The following is an 18,526-nucleotide window of genomic DNA, read 5'->3' on the forward strand; positions in this document are numbered from 1 at the left end:
ATGCAGCCGACGCTGGAGCGAAGCCATGTCGTTGACGCCGCAGCATTGCATCCAGACCTTGGGCGTGGTCTCCCCGCCAATTACTTTCGCGCATGTGCCGCAGCCCGTCATGAGCTGAAAAGCCTCCTGTCCAGTTATCTCCAGCTTCGGCACGATCTGTACCTGCTGTCGAACACATCACACGGCCTTGTAACGGTTGCCGCCGGACTCGCACATGACGGCATTATCCTCGACGCCTCATCGAGCCCATACCCGGGATATGCTGCGCTCGCGCCGCTTCCGCAAACAGCGACCGGTCGTCGCGTCAGACTCCTCACCCACGTCGATCCACTGAGTGGAGTGGTCGCCGATCTCGCCAGTGGCATACAACAGCCGATCGTTCTAGACGCCGCCCAGTCGTTCGGGACAATTGGACGCCACGCAGATATCGCGCGTGCGGAAATCTTTATCTGCCCGCTCCACAAGCATGTCGGGATTGCGCCAGGGCTGGGGCTCCTTGGGCTACGCCCAGACCTGATTGTACCCGGCCTCAAGTCATATGCCGCCGCTGCCGAACAGGGCACTGCATATCTTCCTCTGCTCCGGCAGGCGCTTGATGAGATTGAGCGGCACAATGGAAACTTGGTCAACACCCTGACCTTCAATGTCGACAAGGGCTTTCGCTCGGTTCTCGACAACATGGGGATCACGCTTCTTACCCCAAATGCGGAACTCCTTCCGTTCGTCTGCCTGCGTGGGCCCTTGCCTGGCAGGCTCGTTGACGAATGCCTAAAGCACAATTTGTCGACCAAGCACTTTGTGGCTCAAAACATCATCCGGATCTCGGGAGCGAAGAGAGGAGCGCTTCACTCCATTCCCGATGACCGTACGGTCGACCTGCTGGCCGCGCTTCGAAGCGTCTTCACACACCCTATTTCCGGAGGTTCATAGATGGTTGTTCGTCCGCCTCGTGAGATTGGCCTCATCATTGCTTTCGTCGGCGCCTTCCTGCTCAGCTTCGACACCCTGCTCCTGCGCATGATCGGTGGAGACCCGCTTCAGATTGCGTTCTGGCGCGGCGTGCTGATGTTCGTATCTGGTTTGTTCACCTCGCGCACGGCGAAGCGCATTGCAAACATGGACCTCAGAATGGTGAACGGTCCGGCCGGCTTGGTCGTAGCCGCTTGCTACGGCCTGGCATCAGTCTGCTTCGTCACCAGCGCGTTGCTCACCAGCGTCGCAAACATGCTGGTAATTGTTGCAACTGCACCGCTGTGGGCCGCCATCGGCTCGGCTCTCCTGCTACAAGAAGCAACGCCGGCTAGGACCTGGATCGCTTCCATTTTCTCTTTCGCTGGGATCATTCTCGTCATGTGGCCAGGTCTCACACAGTCCCTTAATACGGGCGATATCATCGCGTTCGGGGCAGCAGTCAGCATGGCCACCGCATTCGTCATCTCACGCCGCTCCAGTGAAAATCTCGCACTTGCCCCGGCAACCGGCGGCCTTCTTTCCGCCCTGACGCTGGTGCTGTTCATACCGAAGCTCACGTTCACCGATTCCTACCAATATGTCATCATGGCGCTGGAGGGTGCGATACTCATCCCTCTTGCGCTCGGCCTGATCGCCATGGCACCCCGGTTTCTGCCAGCCCCACAAGTCGGTCTATTTCTGCTACTCGAAACTGTACTTGGCCCGCTGTGGATCTGGACTATTCTGGGCGAAGAACCTACCCGATACGCGCTTTCTGGGGGCGCTCTTGTCATCCTCACCCTGCTCGCCCACAGCATCCTTTCCCTGGGAGCCCGTCCAAGGCCATCTTGAATCATTTATGATTCCCTGTTGGTTGCCCCAATTCGGAGGATCGGCCGTCCACCCATATGGAGCAGATGCAACTTTGTCGGGCCTCACTTCCGCGTGATGGTTTTTCCCGCCTCTCACGGCGCGTATGCAACTTGCGACTTGCGTCATTCAGCATTACTGAACCAATCACGCACGAAATTACATAACGCCCTTTAGAGCGAGAGAGATGATATGGTATATGAAGTAAAAGAAAGCTTTTTGGTTCGACTGTATAATAGGTTTAGAAACTCTATGCGTCTCAGTTTTGATTTCAAATCCGAGTATGTTATAGAAACTTGGTTCGGATCTATAATAAAGATAATGATAGGTGGATCAATAGGCGCTTTGGTTGCTGTTCTCAATGAGTGCGGCCTATTCTACCATGGCACAGCGGAGAAAATAATTGGCGCGTCAGAGGGATTCTATTTGAGGCCACTCTACACGTTATTTGTTATTATTTTCCTTTCCGGATTTATTTTTATTATTTCGCCCGATGGACGTATGTCGAAACGTCTTTTCATGAATGAGCTTAGTTCCAACACACAGTCATTGATATCATTTCTGTGGAGTTACGATGCTTTCATGCTTGTTACAGCTTTGTATGGCAGGCGAGTTTATCATAGTTTAAGTGCGGAGGGGCAGACATTCATGGATGCTAACTTGCACAATTTAATCAAGTTCGCCGGAAGCATTATTCTGCTCCAGTTGTGGGTTACTGCGATGCAGATAGCCCATGCGAGGGGTAGTTCCAATTAATGGCAAGCAAGAATATTGCGGGCTAACGAATTTAAAGGATGTTATACCAACGGTTATAGACACAGACTTGTGTGAACCCATTTTCTGAGCCCGATGGATCGGATGGTTTCCGGGAGGGCGGCGAGATTGTTCCAGGCGGAACAGGCAGCGTCGATGATGTGATCGATGCCGTCGAAGACGGTGTTGGACAGCCAGTTGGCGCGAAGAAACTGCCAGATATTCTCGACCGGTTTCAGTGCGGGAGGGCAGGAGGGCAGGAAGATCAGGCTGATATTGCGGGGCAGCTTCAGCTTGTCGGTGGTATGCCATCCTGCGCGATCGAGCAGCACGACAGCGTGGGCACCGCGGGCGACGCAGCGCGAGATTTCCTCGATATGCAGTTGCATGCGGGCCGTGCCGATGAACGGTAGCGGGATATGGGGTATATTTAACAGCGCGCGCAATCCAGCACTGTGCCGCAGCGGCATTCAAGATGGGCATCCCTTTCGTGGGCGTCCGCCCGGAGTTGGTCTCTTTTATAAACGGTTCGGCTTCAAGACCGAACTCAACCTTGACGGCATCAGGATGCTGGTCATGAGAACCAAGGATGCGATCGCGCTCACTAAAGCGCCCCTGACAATTATTTCCCAATCATAACAATAAAAATTACCAGAAATAAAAGCTGCCAGAGTCGGGGATTTTTATTTGTTCACATCGCCGTTTTCCACTTTCAAATCCCAGATCCATCAAGTAATATATCATTTCGGACACAGTATTTATTTTTTCAGAAACTGATATTCAGAAACGGCGTCCGCCCATGTTCCGAAAGAAGAGCTCTGGTAGATATCCCATTCTTCAGAATTTGATATTATTACGTGATATTTTGGATTTTTCTTTACATAGTAGGCGTTCGCATCCCCGTGAGCTACATGCGTCGCCCCCATGGCACCGCCGCGTATTGCGGACGCGTGCCCGCTAATCATGTATGTTCCGTTACCCATATTCATGACAGCACTGGTCATCGCGCAACCAAAAATCAGTAGAGCAACGCCAAACCCAAAATCGCGAACGGTCGCTCGAACTTTAACAACACGAATTCCATCATTCTTAATCTCGTTTTTGTCCGACCAAGGACGTGCGCCCCCCCTGACGCCGGCCTTGGCGCCAGGGAGTTGGTCGCAACGATAGCGAAGTGAACGTTGCCCTGCTTATTCCCCATTGCAATGATTCGTTTTTCGTGCACGATCAAGCGCACCAAGACGGCAGCATGCGGACGACCGATGCCATCGGTCACATGACGGATTACAATTCATTGGCCGTTGCTGGCGTACGCTTTGCGAAACCCTTCGACTTTGAGGAAGAGGCCCACCATGGGCGGCTTGGGATCGGGACGCCTGCGATTGGCGAGTGGGACGCCTTAATATCTGGAATATCTGGCGGGTGCGCATTTCCGCTGCCCGCACGGCAGCGGCGACCGTTGCCGCGCACGAGGCCGATAGCGCATGGAGAGGTCGGTAGCGCGCGGTGGGAAGATTACCGCCGCCGGCCGCTCCTTCGGATTGACGACGACATTATGCGCCATGCGCCGGCTGGGCGGAAAACCCCGGGCCGTCGATCACCAAAGGCGCGGGTGAGGCATGTTGACCCTGTGGACGAAAACTGCCATTGCGGGCGCCCAATCGACAGTCGCGGCAATCATGCCGAGAAAGGGATGCCATTCCGGTGGATGATGGCACCATTTCCGTGGGCAATTCGTCGAATCCGACGCTCCGGACGGTAGCGGCCGCCCGTTGGGTTGTACGGATCGTCGCCGTTTTTCGCGGCTGTGAATTATTTACCCTTGTGGCGAATCCGGTGTCATTCCCAAAAGCAAGCGGAATCTGCGCCCCGTCAGAAGGGAATCCCCAATTTGGCGGTTTTCCGCCATCGGCGCGCGTATCGCCGCCCTTGTGGGCCGGGTCGCTTATCCACAGAATCCGGGGGTACCCTTGTGGGTGAGTCTGTGGATCGTTTTCGCCGATGCCGGGGCCAGCAGGCTGGGCCACGCGTTTCGCGGTTTGTTCCGGATGCGGATGCGGGAGCCGGAACGGGGCCTGGCTGGAACGGGGCCGGGGCCCCGGGCCCTTGATTCCGGATGGGGGCATCCCAGCTTCCAGGGGCCGGATCCCGGGCGGGGTTCGGCGGACAGGGCGGCCCGTGCGGCCTGTGCGGCCCCCTGCCCCGTCGGCCGGCCCCGGACGCGCGGGCGTTCAGGGACGGCCATGCAGACATGCAGAAGGGGATAGTTCCATGGCTATGCGTTCTCTTATGCCCTGGGGGCGGGATGAAAGCAGGGTCCCGATGCCTGCGCAGGAACGGCAGGGCGGCCCGTTCGTCAGTCTCCAGCGCGAAATAGACCGGCTGTTCGACGATTTCATGCAGGCATGGGATCCGCGCAGCCCGACGGGCAGCACCTGGCCCAGCGTCGAGGTGGCCGAGACCGACACGGCGCTGAGCGTCACCGCCGAACTGCCGGGCCTGACCGAGAAAGACGTCACGCTGAGCGTCGATAACGGCGTGCTGTGCATCTGCGGCGAGCGCCGCCAGGAAACCGCCGACAAGACCAGCGGCTATAGCGAGCGGCGCTATGGCCGGTTCGAGCGGCGGCTTGCCCTGCCGTCCGGCATCAAGGAAGACCAGGCCACCGCCCGGTTCCAGAACGGTATCCTGACGGTGACCCTGCCGAAAGGAGCCGAGGCCCCGCAGGGCCATCGCATTCCGATCAATGCCGAAACCCAGCACTGATCGCCTGCGCGGATTGCCCGCATCGGTCGCCTGCATCGGCCGGCCGCCGGGCGGGACCGGCATGGTGCGCCCCCGGACGGGGCGCACCATGCGCGACGCGGGGATATGCGAGGGAGGATATGCGGCGGGGGATGCCCGACAGGGGACCCGACAGGGGGATGTGTGACAGAGGATGCATGCCAGGGGATGCGTGACGGGGTCTTCGACCTGGCGGCGGCATGATCTAGAATGGCGGAATGACCGATCCCGAGTCCCTGCACCGTTCCATCCTGACGGTCGATACCCATATCGACATCCCCTGGCCCGACCGGGGTGATTTTGCCCAGGATACGTCCTATCGCCATGTCGATCTGCCCAAGCTGCGGCGCGGCGGAGTCGCGGCGGCGTGCCTGGTCGCCTATGTCGGGCAGGGGCCGACAGATGCCCCGTCCCACGCCGCCATCGGCCGGCAGGCGCTGGAGATGCTGGAGGCGATCGGCCGGGCGGGCCAGGCGGCCGGGGCGCGGCTGTGCCCCCTGGCGGACGAGATCGAGGCCGCGTTCCGCGCGGGGGCGACCGCCATCGTGCCGGCGGTCGAGAACGGCTATGCGATGGGCGAGGACCTGTCGCTGCTGGCGCAGTTTCGCGCCCGGGGCGCGCGCTACATGACGCTGACCCATAACGGGCACAACGCGCTGGCGGATTCCGCCCGGCCGATGGCCGCGCTGGGCGACGGCGAAACCCGCCATGGCGGGCTGTCGGGCCTGGGGCGCGAGGCGATCGCCGAGATGAACCGGCTGGGCCTGATGGTCGACGTGTCGCACGCCGCGCGCAGCACCATGATGCAGGCGGTGCGCCTGTCGCGCAGCCCCGTGCTGGCCACCCATTCCTGCGCGCGGGCGCTGTGCGACCATCCGCGCAACCTGGATGACGAGCAACTGGACGCGCTGCGCGATTGCGACGGGGTGGTGCATGTCACCGCGGTCGACGCCTTTCTGCGCCCGCGCGCGGTCCGGCAGGCGCGCGCGGTCGGCGTCGCGGATTTCGTCGATCACATCGACCATATCGTCCGGCGCATCGGGGTGCGGCATGTCGGCATATCCTCGGATTTCGACGGCGGCGGCATGATCGCGGGATGGCGCGACGCCGCGGAGTCCCCCGCCCTGACGGCCGAGCTGCTGCGCCGCGGCTATGACGCGGCGCAGATCGCGGCGATCTGGGGCGGCAATTTCCTGCGCGTGCTGCGCGCGGCCGAGGCGGTGGCCCAGATTGGAACTGGGGCCGGAACTGGAGCTGGAACTGGACATGAGGCCGGCACCGAATATAGGCCCGGGACCGTCGCCGGAACCGGGGCCTGACCCCCGGCTGGTCGTGGCGGGCCCGAGCGTCTATACCCCCGGACGACCCTTTTTTCCTTTTCTGCAGACAGGACGACCATGACCGCCACGGATTACAAAGTACGGGACATCGCGCTTGCCGCGTGGGGCCGCAAGGAGATCGCGATCGCCGAGGGCGAGATGCCCGGCCTGATGGCGCTGCGCGAGGAATTCGGCGCCAGCAGGCCGCTGGCCGGCGCGCGCATCGCCGGCTGCCTGCACATGACGATCCAGACCGCGGTGCTGATCGAGACGCTGACCGCGCTGGGCGCCACCGTGCGCTGGTCGTCGTGCAACATCTTTTCGACCCAGGACCATGCCGCCGCCGCGATCGCCGCGACGGGCGTGCCCGTCTTTGCCTGGAAGGGCCTGTCCGAAGAGGAATTCTGGTGGTGCATCGAGCAGACCATCACGGGGCCGGACGGCTGGACGCCGAACATGATCCTGGATGACGGCGGCGACCTGACCGTGCTGATGCACGACAAATATCCCGAGATGCTGAAGGACGTGCGCGGCCTGTCCGAGGAGACGACGACCGGGGTGCACCGGCTGTGGGAGATGGCGAAGAAGGGCACGCTGGCCGTGCCGGCGATCAACGTCAATGACAGCGTCACCAAGTCGAAGTTCGACAATCTGTACGGCTGCCGCGAAAGCCTGGTGGACGCGATCCGCCGCGGCACCGACGTGATGATGGCCGGCAAGATCGCCGTGGTCGCCGGCTATGGCGACGTGGGCAAGGGATCGGCCGCGTCGCTGCGCAATGCCGGCTGCCGCGTGCTGGTGACCGAGGTCGATCCGATCTGCGCCCTGCAGGCGGCGATGGAGGGCTATGAGGTCGTGACGATGGAAAACGCCGCCCCGCGCGGCGACATCTTCGTCACCTGCACCGGCAATGTCGACATCATCACCATCGACCATATGCGCGCGATGAAGCACCGCGCCATCGTCTGCAATATCGGGCATTTCGATTCCGAAATCCAGATCGACGCGCTGCGCAACTTCCCGTGGGACAACATCAAGCCGCAGGTCGACGAGGTTGTCTTCCCCGACGGCAAGCGCCTGATCGTGCTGTCCGAGGGCCGGCTGGTGAATCTGGGCAATGCGACCGGCCATCCGTCCTTCGTGATGTCGGCGTCCTTCACCAACCAGACCCTGGCGCAGATCGAGCTGTGGACCGCGCCGGCCGGAACGTACGAGCGCAAGGTCTATACCCTGCCCAAGCACCTGGACGAGAAGGTCGCCGCCCTGCATCTGGCCAAGGTCGGCGCCGAGCTGAGCCGGATGAGCGAGAAACAGGCCGAGTATATCGGCGTTCCGGTCAACGGGCCGTTCAAGAACGACCTGTATCGGTACTGATCCCTTCCCGGCCCGGCGTCCGGCATGGATGCCGGGCGCCTTCCGCCCACGGAGTTTTCCGACCATGAGCATCCTGGGTTCGATCCTTTCGACGATCTTCGGCCATGCGGCGTCGCCGACGCCCGCGGCCACGCCCGCCACGCCTGCCCCCGACGCCGCGGCCCCCGCCGCGCAGGCCGCCCCCGCGGCGCCGGCGGCGGCGCAGCCTGCTCCCGCGCAACCGGTTGACGTCGCCGCCATCCTGACCGAGATGGCCGCCAAGGCGCCGCAGCCGCTGAACTGGCGGCAATCGATCGTCGACCTGCTGAAGCTGCTGGGGCTGGACAGTTCGCTGGCCGCGCGCAAGCAACTGGCCGGGGAACTGCATTATACCGGCGACACCGACGATACGGCGTCGATGAATATCTGGCTGCACCGGCAGGTCATGCAGAAGCTGGCCGAAAATGGCGGCAAGGTTCCGCAGGACCTGACCTGAGCTGAGCTGGCCGCCGTCCGGCCGGGGCCTCGCCCCCGGCCGGACGGACCTGCGCGCATCCCCCGGTTTCCGCCCCTTTTCGACGTTTCAGGATGCAGACGATGCATGACGGCCCGCCCGCCCAGATGATGTCCGACGGGGTGATGTCCGACGGGGTGACGTCCCACGACCTGGCATTGCTGCGCCGGGCGATCGCCCTGTCGGCCGATGCGCGGGCGCAGGGACGGCACCCGTTCGCCGCCCTGGTGGCCGACGGCCAGGGGCGGGTCGTCAGCATCGCCATCAATAATGCGCTGCCGCCCGACGGCGACCCCACGCAGCATGCCGAACTGCTTGCCGTGTCCCAGGCGGCGCGGATCCTTTCGCCCGAGGCGATGGCGGATTGCACGCTCTATACCAGCGCCGAGCCGTGCTGCATGTGCGCGGGCGCCGTCTATTGGGGCAATATCCGCCGCGTGGTCTACGCGCTGTCGGAACACGGGCTGCTGGCGCTGACCGGCGCGCATCCGGAAAATCCGACCTTCTCGCTGCCCTGCCGCGAGGTGTTCGCGCGTGGGCAGCACCCGGTTGCCGTCCTGGGCCCGATGCTGGAGGACGAGGCCGCGCGCCCGCATGCGGGCTTCTGGTGCGAGGCGACGGGCGCGGCCTGAGCTGCAATGCCGCAGGCGCGGCCGTCCGCGACGTGGTTGGCGCGGTCATCCGCGACACGGGATTGCAACGAGCAGGCGGGCATGCCAAGTGTGCCGTTGCGTTCCGCGCGGTCCCGTGATGCCCCCCGGATGTGCCGATGCCCGATATGATTGCCCAGACCGAACGCCCGCTTGCAGATCCGTCGCTGACCGATGCCGCCGACGGCCTGGTCTGGGCGGTCGCGTGCGCGCCCGGGCATCGGCCGGTCCCGCTGTCCTCGCGCCAGGCGGCACAGTATCTGGGCGCCCTGCCCGCGTTCGATCCCGCCAGGGCGGACAAAGGCGCGGACAAAGACGCGGACAAGGAGACGGATGGGGGGAAGGCCGAGCGGGACGGAAGCTGGGTCTGGCTGCATTACGACGTGGTGCACACCGCCAGCCGGGCCCGGGTCGAGGCGATCGCCTGCCTGCCCGAGGAAGCGCGCGCGACCCTGGCCGGCACCGAGCGCGGCGTGCGGCTGGAAGCCGACGGCGACGCGGTCTATGGCGCGCTGCCCGGCTTCGACGAGAGCATGAGCGACGACGACACCAACGTCTCGGCCTGGCGTTTCGCCGCCCTGCCCGGGCTGCTGGTCACGACGCGGCGCCATCCGGTGCCGGCGCTGGGCGCGGCCTATCGCTGGCTGCAGCATGACGACACGCCGCGCACCCCGGCCGAAGTCGTCGATTTCACGCTGCTGGAATTCGCCGACAGCGTGCGGCGCACGCTGGCCATGCTGGACGACCAGCTTGACCGGGCCGAGGATCTTCTGCTCACACTCGACCAGCATACCGATTTCGGCCGCATCAGCGGCCTGATCGGCAAGGTGCGGCGCCGGTCGACCGAACTGCGCCGGGTCACGACGCCGGTCGACCGTATCTTCCACAGCGAGGACCTGGAGTTGCCTGAATGGGCCGAGGACGATATCCGCGACCGCTCGCAGCGCCAGATCCATGCGGCGCTGGACGACCTGATGGCGCTGCAGGACCGCGCCCGCGCGCTGCAGGATGAGCTGGCGTCGGGCCAGGCCGAGGAGACCAACCGGCGCCTCTATACCGTGTCGATCGTGACCACGCTGATGCTGCCGGCGACGTTCGTCACCGGGTTCTTCGGCATGAATACCGGCGGGATGTTCCTGGCCTCGGGCGCGTTCGGCACGGTCGAGGCCGGCTTCGTGTGCGCGCTGTTCATGGGCATTACGTGGCTGCTCCTCAAATTCGCCAAACTGCTCTGATCCAAATCTGCTCTGAAAATATCTGTTCGGATCCGTCCGGCGATGCCGGGAACCGCGAAGGGATCATCACCGTCATGGACGTTCAGACCGACACCCACCCGTCCCCCCACGAGCCGGCGACCCCGGACGCGTTCCCGGTCGCGGCAAAGTCGCTGCTGTCCGAACGGCGGCTGCATACGCTCAAGCAGGGAGACATGTTCGGCGTCTTCGACCAGACGGGCGACATCCTGTTCGGCGACGGGATCGCGGACGGGCTGTATTTCCACGATACGCGCTATCTGTCCGGGCTGTCGCTGAGCCTGCAGGGCACGCGGCCGATCCTGCTGTCCTCGACGGTGCGCGAAAACAACGTCATGCTGTCGGTCGACCTGACCAATACCGATATCGAAGGCCCGGAGGGGACCGATACCCCGGCGATGAACCACGACCTGCTGCATGTGCGGCGGTCGCGTTTTCTGTGGAACCGCGTTTGCTACGAGCGTCTGGAGATCCGCAATTTCGACGTCGTGCCGCGCACCGCGCTGCTGGATATCCGTTTTTCGGCCGATTTCGCCGATCTGTTCGAGGCGCGCGGCTCGACCCGCGCGCGGCGCGGCACGCGCCTGCCGCCCCAGGTCGGCGAGAGCGAGGTCAGCCTGGCCTATGACGGGCTGGATGGCCGCCGGCGCACCACGCAACTGCGCTTCTGGCCGCCGCCGGCGTCGCTGGATGCCCGGCATGCCGCCTTTCGCTTCGACCTGGCGCCGGGCAAGCGGGTGCTGATCCATTACGAGGTCGAATGCGACCCCGACGGCCAGCATGAGGCCCGGCCGAACCGGCGCTTCCTGTCCGGGGCGGTCGAGGCGCGGCGCGCGCTGCGCCTGTCCTCGTCCCGCGCGGCGGCGATCGCTACCTCGAACGAGATCTTCAACGAGGCCATCCGTCGCTGCATCTGCGACATCTACATGCTGCTGACCGACAAGAAGACGGGCCCGTACCCCTATGCCGGGGTGCCGTGGTTCAGCACCGCCTTCGGCCGCGATGCGCTGATCACCGCGATGCTGACCCTGTGGCTGGACCCCGAGATCGCGCGCGGGGTGCTGAATTACCTGGCCCGCCACCAGGCCCATATCGAGGACCCGGTGGCCGACGCCGAGCCGGGCAAGATCCTGCACGAGGTCCGCCACGGCGAGATGGCCGAGCTGGGCGAGGTGCCGTTCCGCCATTATTACGGGTCGATCGATTCCACGCCGCTGTTCGTCATGCTGGCCGGCCAGTACCTGGAACGCACGGGCGACGTCACGCTGCTGACCACCATCTGGCCGAATATCGAGCGCGCCATCGAATGGATCGACCGCTATGGCGACCGCGACGGCGACGGGTTCGTGGAATATGGCCGCCGCAACAAGGAAGGGCTGGTCAACCAGGGCTGGAAGGATAGCTGGGACAGCGTCTTCCACGCGGACGGCACGCTGGCCGAGGGCCCGATCGCGCTGTGCGAGGTCCAGGCCTATGTCTATGCCGCGCGGCGGGCCGCCGCGGTCATCGGGCGCCGGCTGGGCAAGACGGCCTATGCCGACCGGCAGGACCAGCATGCCGAATCCCTGCGCGTGGCCTTCAACGCCCGGTTCTGGATCGAGGAGCTGGGCACCTATGCGCTGGCGCTGGACGGGCAGAAGCGGCCCTGCCGCGTGCGGTCGTCCAATGCCGGGCACATCCTGCTGACCGACATCGCGACGCCGGATCGCGTGCCGTGCGTGGTCGAGGGACTGATGCACCGGTCGTCCTTCACGGGCTGGGGCATCCGCACCATCCCCGAGGGCGAGGCGCGCTATAACCCGATGGCCTATCACAACGGGTCGGTCTGGCCGCACGACAATGCGCTGATCGGGCTGGGCCTGGCGCGCCACGGCTATCGCAACGAGGCCGAGCGCCTGTTCCGCGGCATGTTCGACGCCGCGTTCTATACCGACCTGCGCCGGCTGCCGGAACTGTTCTGCGGCTTTACCCGCAACCGGGCCGAAGGGCCCGTGCGCTATCCGGTCGCGTGCTCGCCGCAGGCCTGGGCGGCGGCCACCCTGCCGGCGCTGATCCAGTCCACGCTGGGGCTCGGGTTCGATCCGGCGGCGGTGGCGGTGCATTTCGAACGGCCGCGCCTGCCCGAGTTCCTGCAGGAAATGACGCTGTACAACCTGGAGGTCGGCGGCGAGCGGGTCACGGTCCGCCTGGTGCGGGCGGGCGAGGAAGTCGCGATCAACGTGGTCGAGCGCACGGAGTCGATCCGCGTGCAGATCGCAAGCTGACCGGGCGGGCGCCGGGCCGGCCGAAAGGATCGGGCCGGCGCCCGCCCGATGGGGCCGTCAGTCGCGCCCGGCCGCGTAGGCGTCCAGCACCAGTTCGGCCGGGCCGTCCATGCGCACGCGGCCATGTTCCATCCACAGCACGCGCGTGCACCATTCGCGCATGGTCGACAGGGCGTGGGACGTCACCACCAGGATGTCCGCGCCCTGGATCACCCCGGTCATGCGCGCCCGCGCTTTTTCGCGGAACAGGGCGTCGCCGGCCAGGAACCATTCGTCCATCAGCAGGATCTGCGGCGCGATGGCGGTGGCCAGCCCAAAGCTGAGCCGCACGCCCATGCCCGTCGAGCAGAGCCGCACCGGCAGGTCCATGAAGGGGCCCAGCTCGGCGAAGGTTTCGACATCCTCTTCCAGCCGGCGCAGGGCGGCGCCGTCCAGGCCCATCTGCCGCCCGCGCAGGGCGATGTTCTCGCGCCCCGTCAGTTCGGGATTCATGCCCGCCGACGGGTCCAGCAGCGCGCTGACCGAGCCGCTGACCGCGACCCAGCCGCCCGCGGGCTCGTAGATCCCGGCCAGGGCGCGCAGCAGGGTGGACTTGCCGGCCCCGTTATGGCCGACCAGGCCCAGCCGCTCGCCCGCGCGGACCGAGAAGCTGACGTCCTGCAGCGCATGGACCATGATCCGCGCCGTGCCGTCCGCCGCGATCACCCCGCCGGTCGGCACGCCGGAGCCGCGCAGCGCCGCCAGCGGCCGCTTCGCCCCGGCGAAGAGGGTCTTCTTGAGCGAGCGCGCGCCGCCGTGGAAGACCGGAAAGGACAAAGACAGGTTTTCCGCCCGGATGGCGGGGACGATCGTGCCGGTCATCGCCCTAGACCCAGAAGGCCAGTTGCGTGCGGCTGCGCGAGAACACGAACAGCCCGCCCAGCCACAGCAGCACGCTGCAGGACACGGCCTCGGCCCAGATCGGGGCGGCCGGCACCTGGCCCAGCAGGGGACCGCGCACGACCTCCAGCAGCGGATAGAACGGGTTCAGCGGCAGCCACCAGCCATGGCCGCGCAATTGCGACGCCGACCACATGACCGGCGTGACGTAGAAGGCGAGCTGCAGCCCGCTGGTCACGATGGGCGGCACGTCGCGGAAACGCGCGCAGAAACAGCCCAGCAGCAGCCCCGCCGCCAGCCCGTTGACCAGCCACAGCGCGATGCCCGGCAGCGCCAGCAGCATGGTCGCGCCGTGCCAGACGCCGAAGATCACGAACACCCCCAGCGGCACCACGATATTGTGGCCGAATACCACCGCGTTGCGCACCATCACGCGCATCGGCTGCAGGAAATAGGGCAGGCGCACCGCCCGGATCATCCGCTCGGCATCGATGAAGCAGGTGCAGGCCTCGGTCAGGATCGTGCCGATCCCGACCTGCCACAAGGTCATCGACAGGGCCAGGTACGGCAGGTAGCGGGCCAGGTCCATATGAAACAGCCGGCCGTAGATCAGGCCCATCGCGCCGATCATGATCGCGGTGGACAGGGTCAGCCAGAACGGCCCCAGGGCCGAGCCGCGATAGCGCAGCCTGATATCCAGCCAGCCCAGCGAGACGGCCAGCCGCCACATCGCCAGGCCGCCGGCGATGTCGCGCAGGGCCGAAACGAGACGCCTGACCGGCCTGGGCGGCCCCAGGACGGGGTCCGCGCATTCCGACATGTCCGGAATATCTGGCATCGCACTCATGCCGTGGCGTTAGCCGATTGCCCCGCCCGCCGCAACCGGACAGCGGCCGGTCCGCCGCGGGATGCGGACGTCCCCGGCGCACGGCGAAAAACACCCCGTCCGGAGGCGTGACATTGTTGCGCAAAACATCGTATTTCTGTAAAGCCTTAGACGACGTTCTTTTTCATCAGCCTGAACTTCCGCGCCTGACCAGGCCGTACCGGGGCAGAAATCCGATGCCGAATGCCGTCTCGGGTCGTTCCTGGGCCCCGCGTCCCGGATCCGGCCATAAATTGGTCCCAAATCCCTGCCTTACATCTGCGCTCCGAACCTTCGCCTCCGTCATGGCCGGTGCCTGCCGACCCCCTGCCTGCGTTCCGCCATGCCTGTTCCGGATGAGCCCCTGATGACCCGATCGCCGCATACCGCCCCCCACCCGTCCCGGCGCAAGCAGGCCGAGCGCGGCGCGCGCGCGGCGGGGGCGGTCGGGCTGATGGGGCTGCTGGCCGCGTGCGCCACCGCCCCCGGCGCGGGGCCGCAGATCCCGGTGACGCAGGAAGCGGCCGATTATCGCGCCCATGCGAAATCCTATTACGCGCCGCCGGGTCCGGCCGACGATCCGTGGGGCCCCTACATCACGGAAGCGTCCAGGCGCTTCGACGTGCCCGATACCTGGATCCGCGCGGTGATGCAGCGCGAATCCGGCGGACAATTGTTCCGCAACGGCCAGTTCGTGACCTCGGCCCCGGGGGCCATGGGGCTGATGCAGTTGATGCCGCCGACCTATGACGAGATGAAGGCGGAATACGGGCTGGGCGACGACCCGTACAATCCGCATGACAATATCCTGGCCGGTACCGCCTATATCCGCCAGATGTACGACATCTACGGCTCGCCCGGCTTTCTGGCCGCGTACAATACCGGGCCGGGACGGCTGGACGATTTCCTGACCCGCAATCGCGGCCTGCCGCGCGAAACCCGCAACTATGTGGCGGCGATCGGCCCGCAGATCGCCGGCATCACGCCCAATGTCCGCTCGCAGGCCGACCTGATGGTCGAGGCGCACGATATCGCGCGCGGCCATGTCTATGCCAGCGCGCAGACCAGCGACCAGACCCGGTCCGTGCGCATGGCCTGGGCCCGGCGCAACGAACGCGAGGACGGCAATGAGGGCCAGCCGGTGCAGGTGGCCGAGGCCCCGGCCGAGCCCGACCGCATGGCCGCCCCGTCCTATACGGCGTGGAAGAGCGTGGCCCCCGCCGGCGGCGGCACGCCGGCCGACGCGGTCCGCGCCGCCTGGGCCGGCCGCGTCCGGAACGGGAACGAGGACGCGCCTGCCGCCGCGCCGGTCTCCGCCCCGGTCCAGATCGCCGCGGCGGCGCCCCCGCCGCCCGTGGCGCCGCGCCCGTCCGCCGCGGCGATGCAGGGCTTTCACCTGGTGAACCCGGCCATGGCCGAGCCCGCGCCGCTGCTGCGCCGCGGCAGCATGGTACCGGCGGCGCATGACTGGGCGATCCAGGTCGGGGCGTTCGGCACGCCTTCCATGGCCTCGCAGGCCGCGGGGCATGCCCGCAGCCGCGCCGCATCGGTGCTGGGCGCTTCCGTGCTGGGCGGCGCGCGGCCGCAGGTCGCCAGCGTGCACGTGGCCCATGGGCAGCTCTATCGCGCGCGCCTGACGGGCCTGTCGCATGACGCGGCGATCGCGGCCTGCCGGCGCCTGTCGACCGGCGCCGATAATTGTGTTGTCATCTCGCCCGATTCGAAGTCCTGATCGCGCTTTCGATCGCCCTGTCTCGTGACCGGAAGGGTCCATCATGCCCCGTGCCGCCTTCTTGAAACGGATCGCAAAACGGCCGACGGGCCCGTGGCGTGACGAGACCCGCCGCGCGCCGGCGCGGTATGCTCGGCTGGGGGTAGCGCTGCCGGGCGCGCTGGCCATGGCGTTCGTGGGTGTCATTTCGCTCTCGCCGGCGCGGGCGGCGCTGAAGCTGGGCAGCGCGGCGCCGCTGTTCGACGCGCCGGCCAGCCTGGGCGGCAAGGAATTCCGCTTCAGCCTGGCCGATGCGCTGCATCGCGGGCCGGTGGTGCTGTATTTCTATCCCGCCGCCTTCACCCGCGGCTGCACCATCGAGGCGCATGATTTCGCCGACGCGATGGACCAGTTCAAGGCGCTGGGCGCCACGGTCATCGGCGTGTCGATGGACAAGATCGAGACGCTGGACCGGTTTTCGGTCAGCGAATGCCGCAGCCGCTTCCCCGTGGCGGCCGATCCGGACGGCAAGATCGCCACGTCCTATGATTCCAGGATGCCGCTGGTCCATTATGCCAGCCGGACCTCGTACGTGATCGCGCCGGACGGACACGTCCTGTTCGCCTACAGCGCCATGGCGCCCGCCGGGCATATCAGCGGCACGCTGGCGGCGCTGCACGCCTGGAAAGCCGCCAGATAGAGCGGACCCGGGCCCCCCGGGCCCTATGGCGCCCCTTTCGCGGGGCCCAGCGCCGCCAGGCACTGGTCGCGCACCGCACGCAGCGACCGGTCCCGCATCCGGCGCAGCGCCGCGCGGGTGCGGCGGACATAGCCCGCGACGTCCGGCACCGCGTCACGCATGAAGGGGCGGGCGCAGACATGGCGCGGGTCCAGCGCGGCATAGCGCGCATCCAGCACCTGCAGGACCAGCCGCGCGTTCTGCGGCAGGGCCAGGGCCAGCGCGCCGGCCACCGCCGGTCCGCTGTCGGAATCCAGGCCCGGCGCCATGCCGGGCACCAGGGCCAGCCAGGCCGGATCGGCCGCGGCGATTCCGTCCGTTACCGTATCGAACTGGTCGGAATCCGCCAGCCGGCCCAGGGCGCGCTGGGGCCCGTCGGCGGCGATGGCGGCGGCGACGCGTGCCGGCGTGGGAGTGTCGGGGGCGAGCTGGGGCGCCGCGCGCCCCGGCGATGCCGCCACCAGGGCGGGCAGGATCAGGGCGAGGCGCAATCCGGTCTTTCGCATCACATTATCATGAGCGAACCGTCCGGCCGTGGAAAGCGGAAGATCCGGCCGGCCCGCGGTCTTTTTGTCGGGGCTCTGCCCCGCGGCCCCTTCAATTGGTGGCGGGCGGCGGGTCGGCGGAATCCACCACGATCAGGCAGTCGCCCGCGATCGGCGTGGGGGTGCGATCATGGGGCAGCAGGGCGCGGAATCGACCGTCATAGCTTGCGGCCTGTTCGTACAGCGCGTCGATCAGCCCGTACCGGTCCATGAAGACATTCAGCGCCGCCGGAATGCGCACGCAGCCTTCGGACGCCGGGTGGCCCAGCCGCGTTTCCAGGAAATCGGGATCGGTGGCGTGGATCTCCAGCCGGATCTGCCCCTTCTCGCGGCTGGGCAGCCAGCCCTTTTCCGCCCATTGCCACCCCATGTCCCAGACCCGCATGCCCTTGGCGCCGATGCCGCGAATGCCGTGCTCGTTCCGGGTGCCCTGCGCGCGATACCCCAGCCGGTCGGCCGAGTTGATGAACGCGCCGGTCGGGGTGATGTAATAATATTTGCGCCCCGTCTGGCCGGTCGAGACGCGGGCGGTCCCGAGCACCTGCCACGGCGCGCCATCGGGCAGCGCCAGCATGAAGCAGACGCGCTGCACCCGGGGATTGCGATCGACGACCATCAGCAACTGCGCGCGGTCGATCGGCAGATGGGCATCACGGACCTGGGCGCGCGCCAGGCGGATCCAATCCATGGCGCGGACCGGTGGGACGGGCTGGAAATGCGGCACGAGCCGGCGCATCAGCCCGGCCAGCCGCGCCGCCTCGGCCCGCGCTGCGTCGTCATCCAGGGCCGGCAAGGCAGGGATGTCGACGGGCGGGGTGTCCTCGGCCGGAGTCGCGATCGCGGCCGGGGAGACCGGCGCGGATTGCGGAGCGGCGGCCCGGGCGGGAGCGGAAACGGCCAGAACGCCCGCCGCCACGATCCAGGCCCCGGGAAGCGCCAGCGTACCGACTGCCCGCATCGCGATCCCCCGCTTTCCCATCCCCCGCACCGAAGCCCGCCCCCTGGCCATGACGCGCCGTCCAACCATCCGTTCCCGGAGACGGGCCCGAAGGCCGGCCCGCAAGCCGGTCAGATCA

At 66.1% G+C, this 18,526-nt stretch carries 15 protein-coding genes and 1 pseudogene; 11 read left to right on the forward strand and 5 right to left on the reverse strand.

All coding sequences use genetic code 11. The features are described from left to right. Both QN315_RS10110 and QN315_RS10115 read left to right on the forward strand, forming a co-directional pair. Positions 1-930 carry a DUF6024 family protein gene (locus tag QN315_RS10110; RefSeq protein ID WP_323989145.1) on the forward strand — a complete coding sequence of 310 codons (930 nt, stop codon included), beginning with the start codon at positions 1-3 and terminating at the stop codon, positions 928-930. After that, positions 931-1,803, forward strand: a complete 873-nt coding sequence (locus tag QN315_RS10115; RefSeq protein ID WP_323989147.1) for a DMT family transporter — start codon at positions 931-933, stop codon at positions 1,801-1,803. An 827-nt stretch (positions 1,804-2,630) separates the two neighbouring features. Here the strand turns inward: QN315_RS10115 and QN315_RS10120 are convergent. After that, a pseudogene (locus QN315_RS10120) lies at positions 2,631-2,993 on the reverse strand (transposase); the annotation flags it as partial. Between the two features lie 1,903 nt (positions 2,994-4,896). Here QN315_RS10120 and QN315_RS10125 point away from each other — a divergent pair. The 7 genes from QN315_RS10125 to QN315_RS10155 all read left to right on the forward strand — a co-directional run bounded on the left by QN315_RS10125 (position 4,897) and on the right by QN315_RS10155 (position 12,711). Next, the gene (locus tag QN315_RS10125) at positions 4,897-5,340 is read left to right on the forward strand and encodes an Hsp20/alpha crystallin family protein (protein ID WP_246285353.1); all 444 of its coding nucleotides are present in this window, start codon (positions 4,897-4,899) and stop codon (positions 5,338-5,340) included. Positions 5,341-5,576: 236 nt separating this feature from the next. Next, on the forward strand, positions 5,577-6,677 hold the full coding sequence (locus tag QN315_RS10130; protein WP_323989149.1) for a dipeptidase: 1,101 nt from the start codon (positions 5,577-5,579) through the stop codon (positions 6,675-6,677). A gap of 78 nt (positions 6,678-6,755) precedes the next feature. Continuing rightward, positions 6,756-8,051, forward strand: a complete 1,296-nt coding sequence (gene ahcY / locus QN315_RS10135; RefSeq protein ID WP_176641034.1) for an adenosylhomocysteinase — start codon at positions 6,756-6,758, stop codon at positions 8,049-8,051. Between the two features lie 64 nt (positions 8,052-8,115). Beyond that, positions 8,116-8,526, forward strand: coding sequence for a DUF3597 domain-containing protein (locus QN315_RS10140; RefSeq protein ID WP_323989151.1), 411 nt, complete (start codon positions 8,116-8,118; stop codon positions 8,524-8,526). Between the two features lie 101 nt (positions 8,527-8,627). Next, complete coding sequence (locus QN315_RS10145; RefSeq protein ID WP_323989153.1) at positions 8,628-9,176, forward strand: nucleoside deaminase; 549 nt, start codon at positions 8,628-8,630, stop codon at positions 9,174-9,176. 146 nt (positions 9,177-9,322) lie between these two features. Beyond that, positions 9,323-10,429, forward strand: coding sequence for a CorA family divalent cation transporter (locus QN315_RS10150; protein WP_323993373.1), 1,107 nt, complete (start codon positions 9,323-9,325; stop codon positions 10,427-10,429). A gap of 74 nt (positions 10,430-10,503) precedes the next feature. Beyond that, the gene (locus QN315_RS10155) at positions 10,504-12,711 is read left to right on the forward strand and encodes an amylo-alpha-1,6-glucosidase (protein ID WP_323989154.1); all 2,208 of its coding nucleotides are present in this window, start codon (positions 10,504-10,506) and stop codon (positions 12,709-12,711) included. A gap of 57 nt (positions 12,712-12,768) precedes the next feature. On the opposite strand, the gene QN315_RS10160 is transcribed toward QN315_RS10155, so the two are convergent. Further along, complete coding sequence (locus QN315_RS10160) at positions 12,769-13,572, reverse strand: ABC transporter ATP-binding protein (RefSeq protein WP_323989155.1); 804 nt, start codon at positions 13,570-13,572, stop codon at positions 12,769-12,771. 4 nt (positions 13,573-13,576) lie between these two features. Next, the gene (locus tag QN315_RS10165; RefSeq protein ID WP_323989156.1) at positions 13,577-14,410 is read right to left on the reverse strand and encodes an ABC transporter permease; all 834 of its coding nucleotides are present in this window, start codon (positions 14,408-14,410) and stop codon (positions 13,577-13,579) included. A 412-nt stretch (positions 14,411-14,822) separates the two neighbouring features. Here QN315_RS10165 and QN315_RS10170 point away from each other — a divergent pair, with 412 nt between their 5' ends. Then, a complete protein-coding gene (locus QN315_RS10170; protein WP_323989157.1) occupies positions 14,823-16,187 on the forward strand; it encodes a lytic transglycosylase domain-containing protein in 1,365 nt (454 codons plus the stop codon). A 166-nt stretch (positions 16,188-16,353) separates the two neighbouring features. Continuing rightward, on the forward strand, positions 16,354-16,866 hold the full coding sequence (locus QN315_RS10175) for a peroxiredoxin (protein ID WP_323993376.1): 513 nt from the start codon (positions 16,354-16,356) through the stop codon (positions 16,864-16,866). Between the two features lie 23 nt (positions 16,867-16,889). Here the strand turns inward: QN315_RS10175 and QN315_RS10180 are convergent, their stop codons facing one another. Then, on the reverse strand, positions 16,890-17,411 hold the full coding sequence (locus QN315_RS10180) for a hypothetical protein (RefSeq protein WP_323989159.1): 522 nt from the start codon (positions 17,409-17,411) through the stop codon (positions 16,890-16,892). 91 nt (positions 17,412-17,502) lie between these two features. Then, the gene (locus tag QN315_RS10185) at positions 17,503-18,408 is read right to left on the reverse strand and encodes a L,D-transpeptidase (RefSeq protein WP_323989161.1); all 906 of its coding nucleotides are present in this window, start codon (positions 18,406-18,408) and stop codon (positions 17,503-17,505) included. Positions 18,409-18,526 lie beyond the last annotated feature (118 nt).

It is taken from the genome of Nguyenibacter sp. L1 (genome assembly GCF_035199985.1).
In the GTDB taxonomy this organism is placed as follows: domain Bacteria; phylum Pseudomonadota; class Alphaproteobacteria; order Acetobacterales; family Acetobacteraceae; genus Gluconacetobacter; species Gluconacetobacter vanlangensis.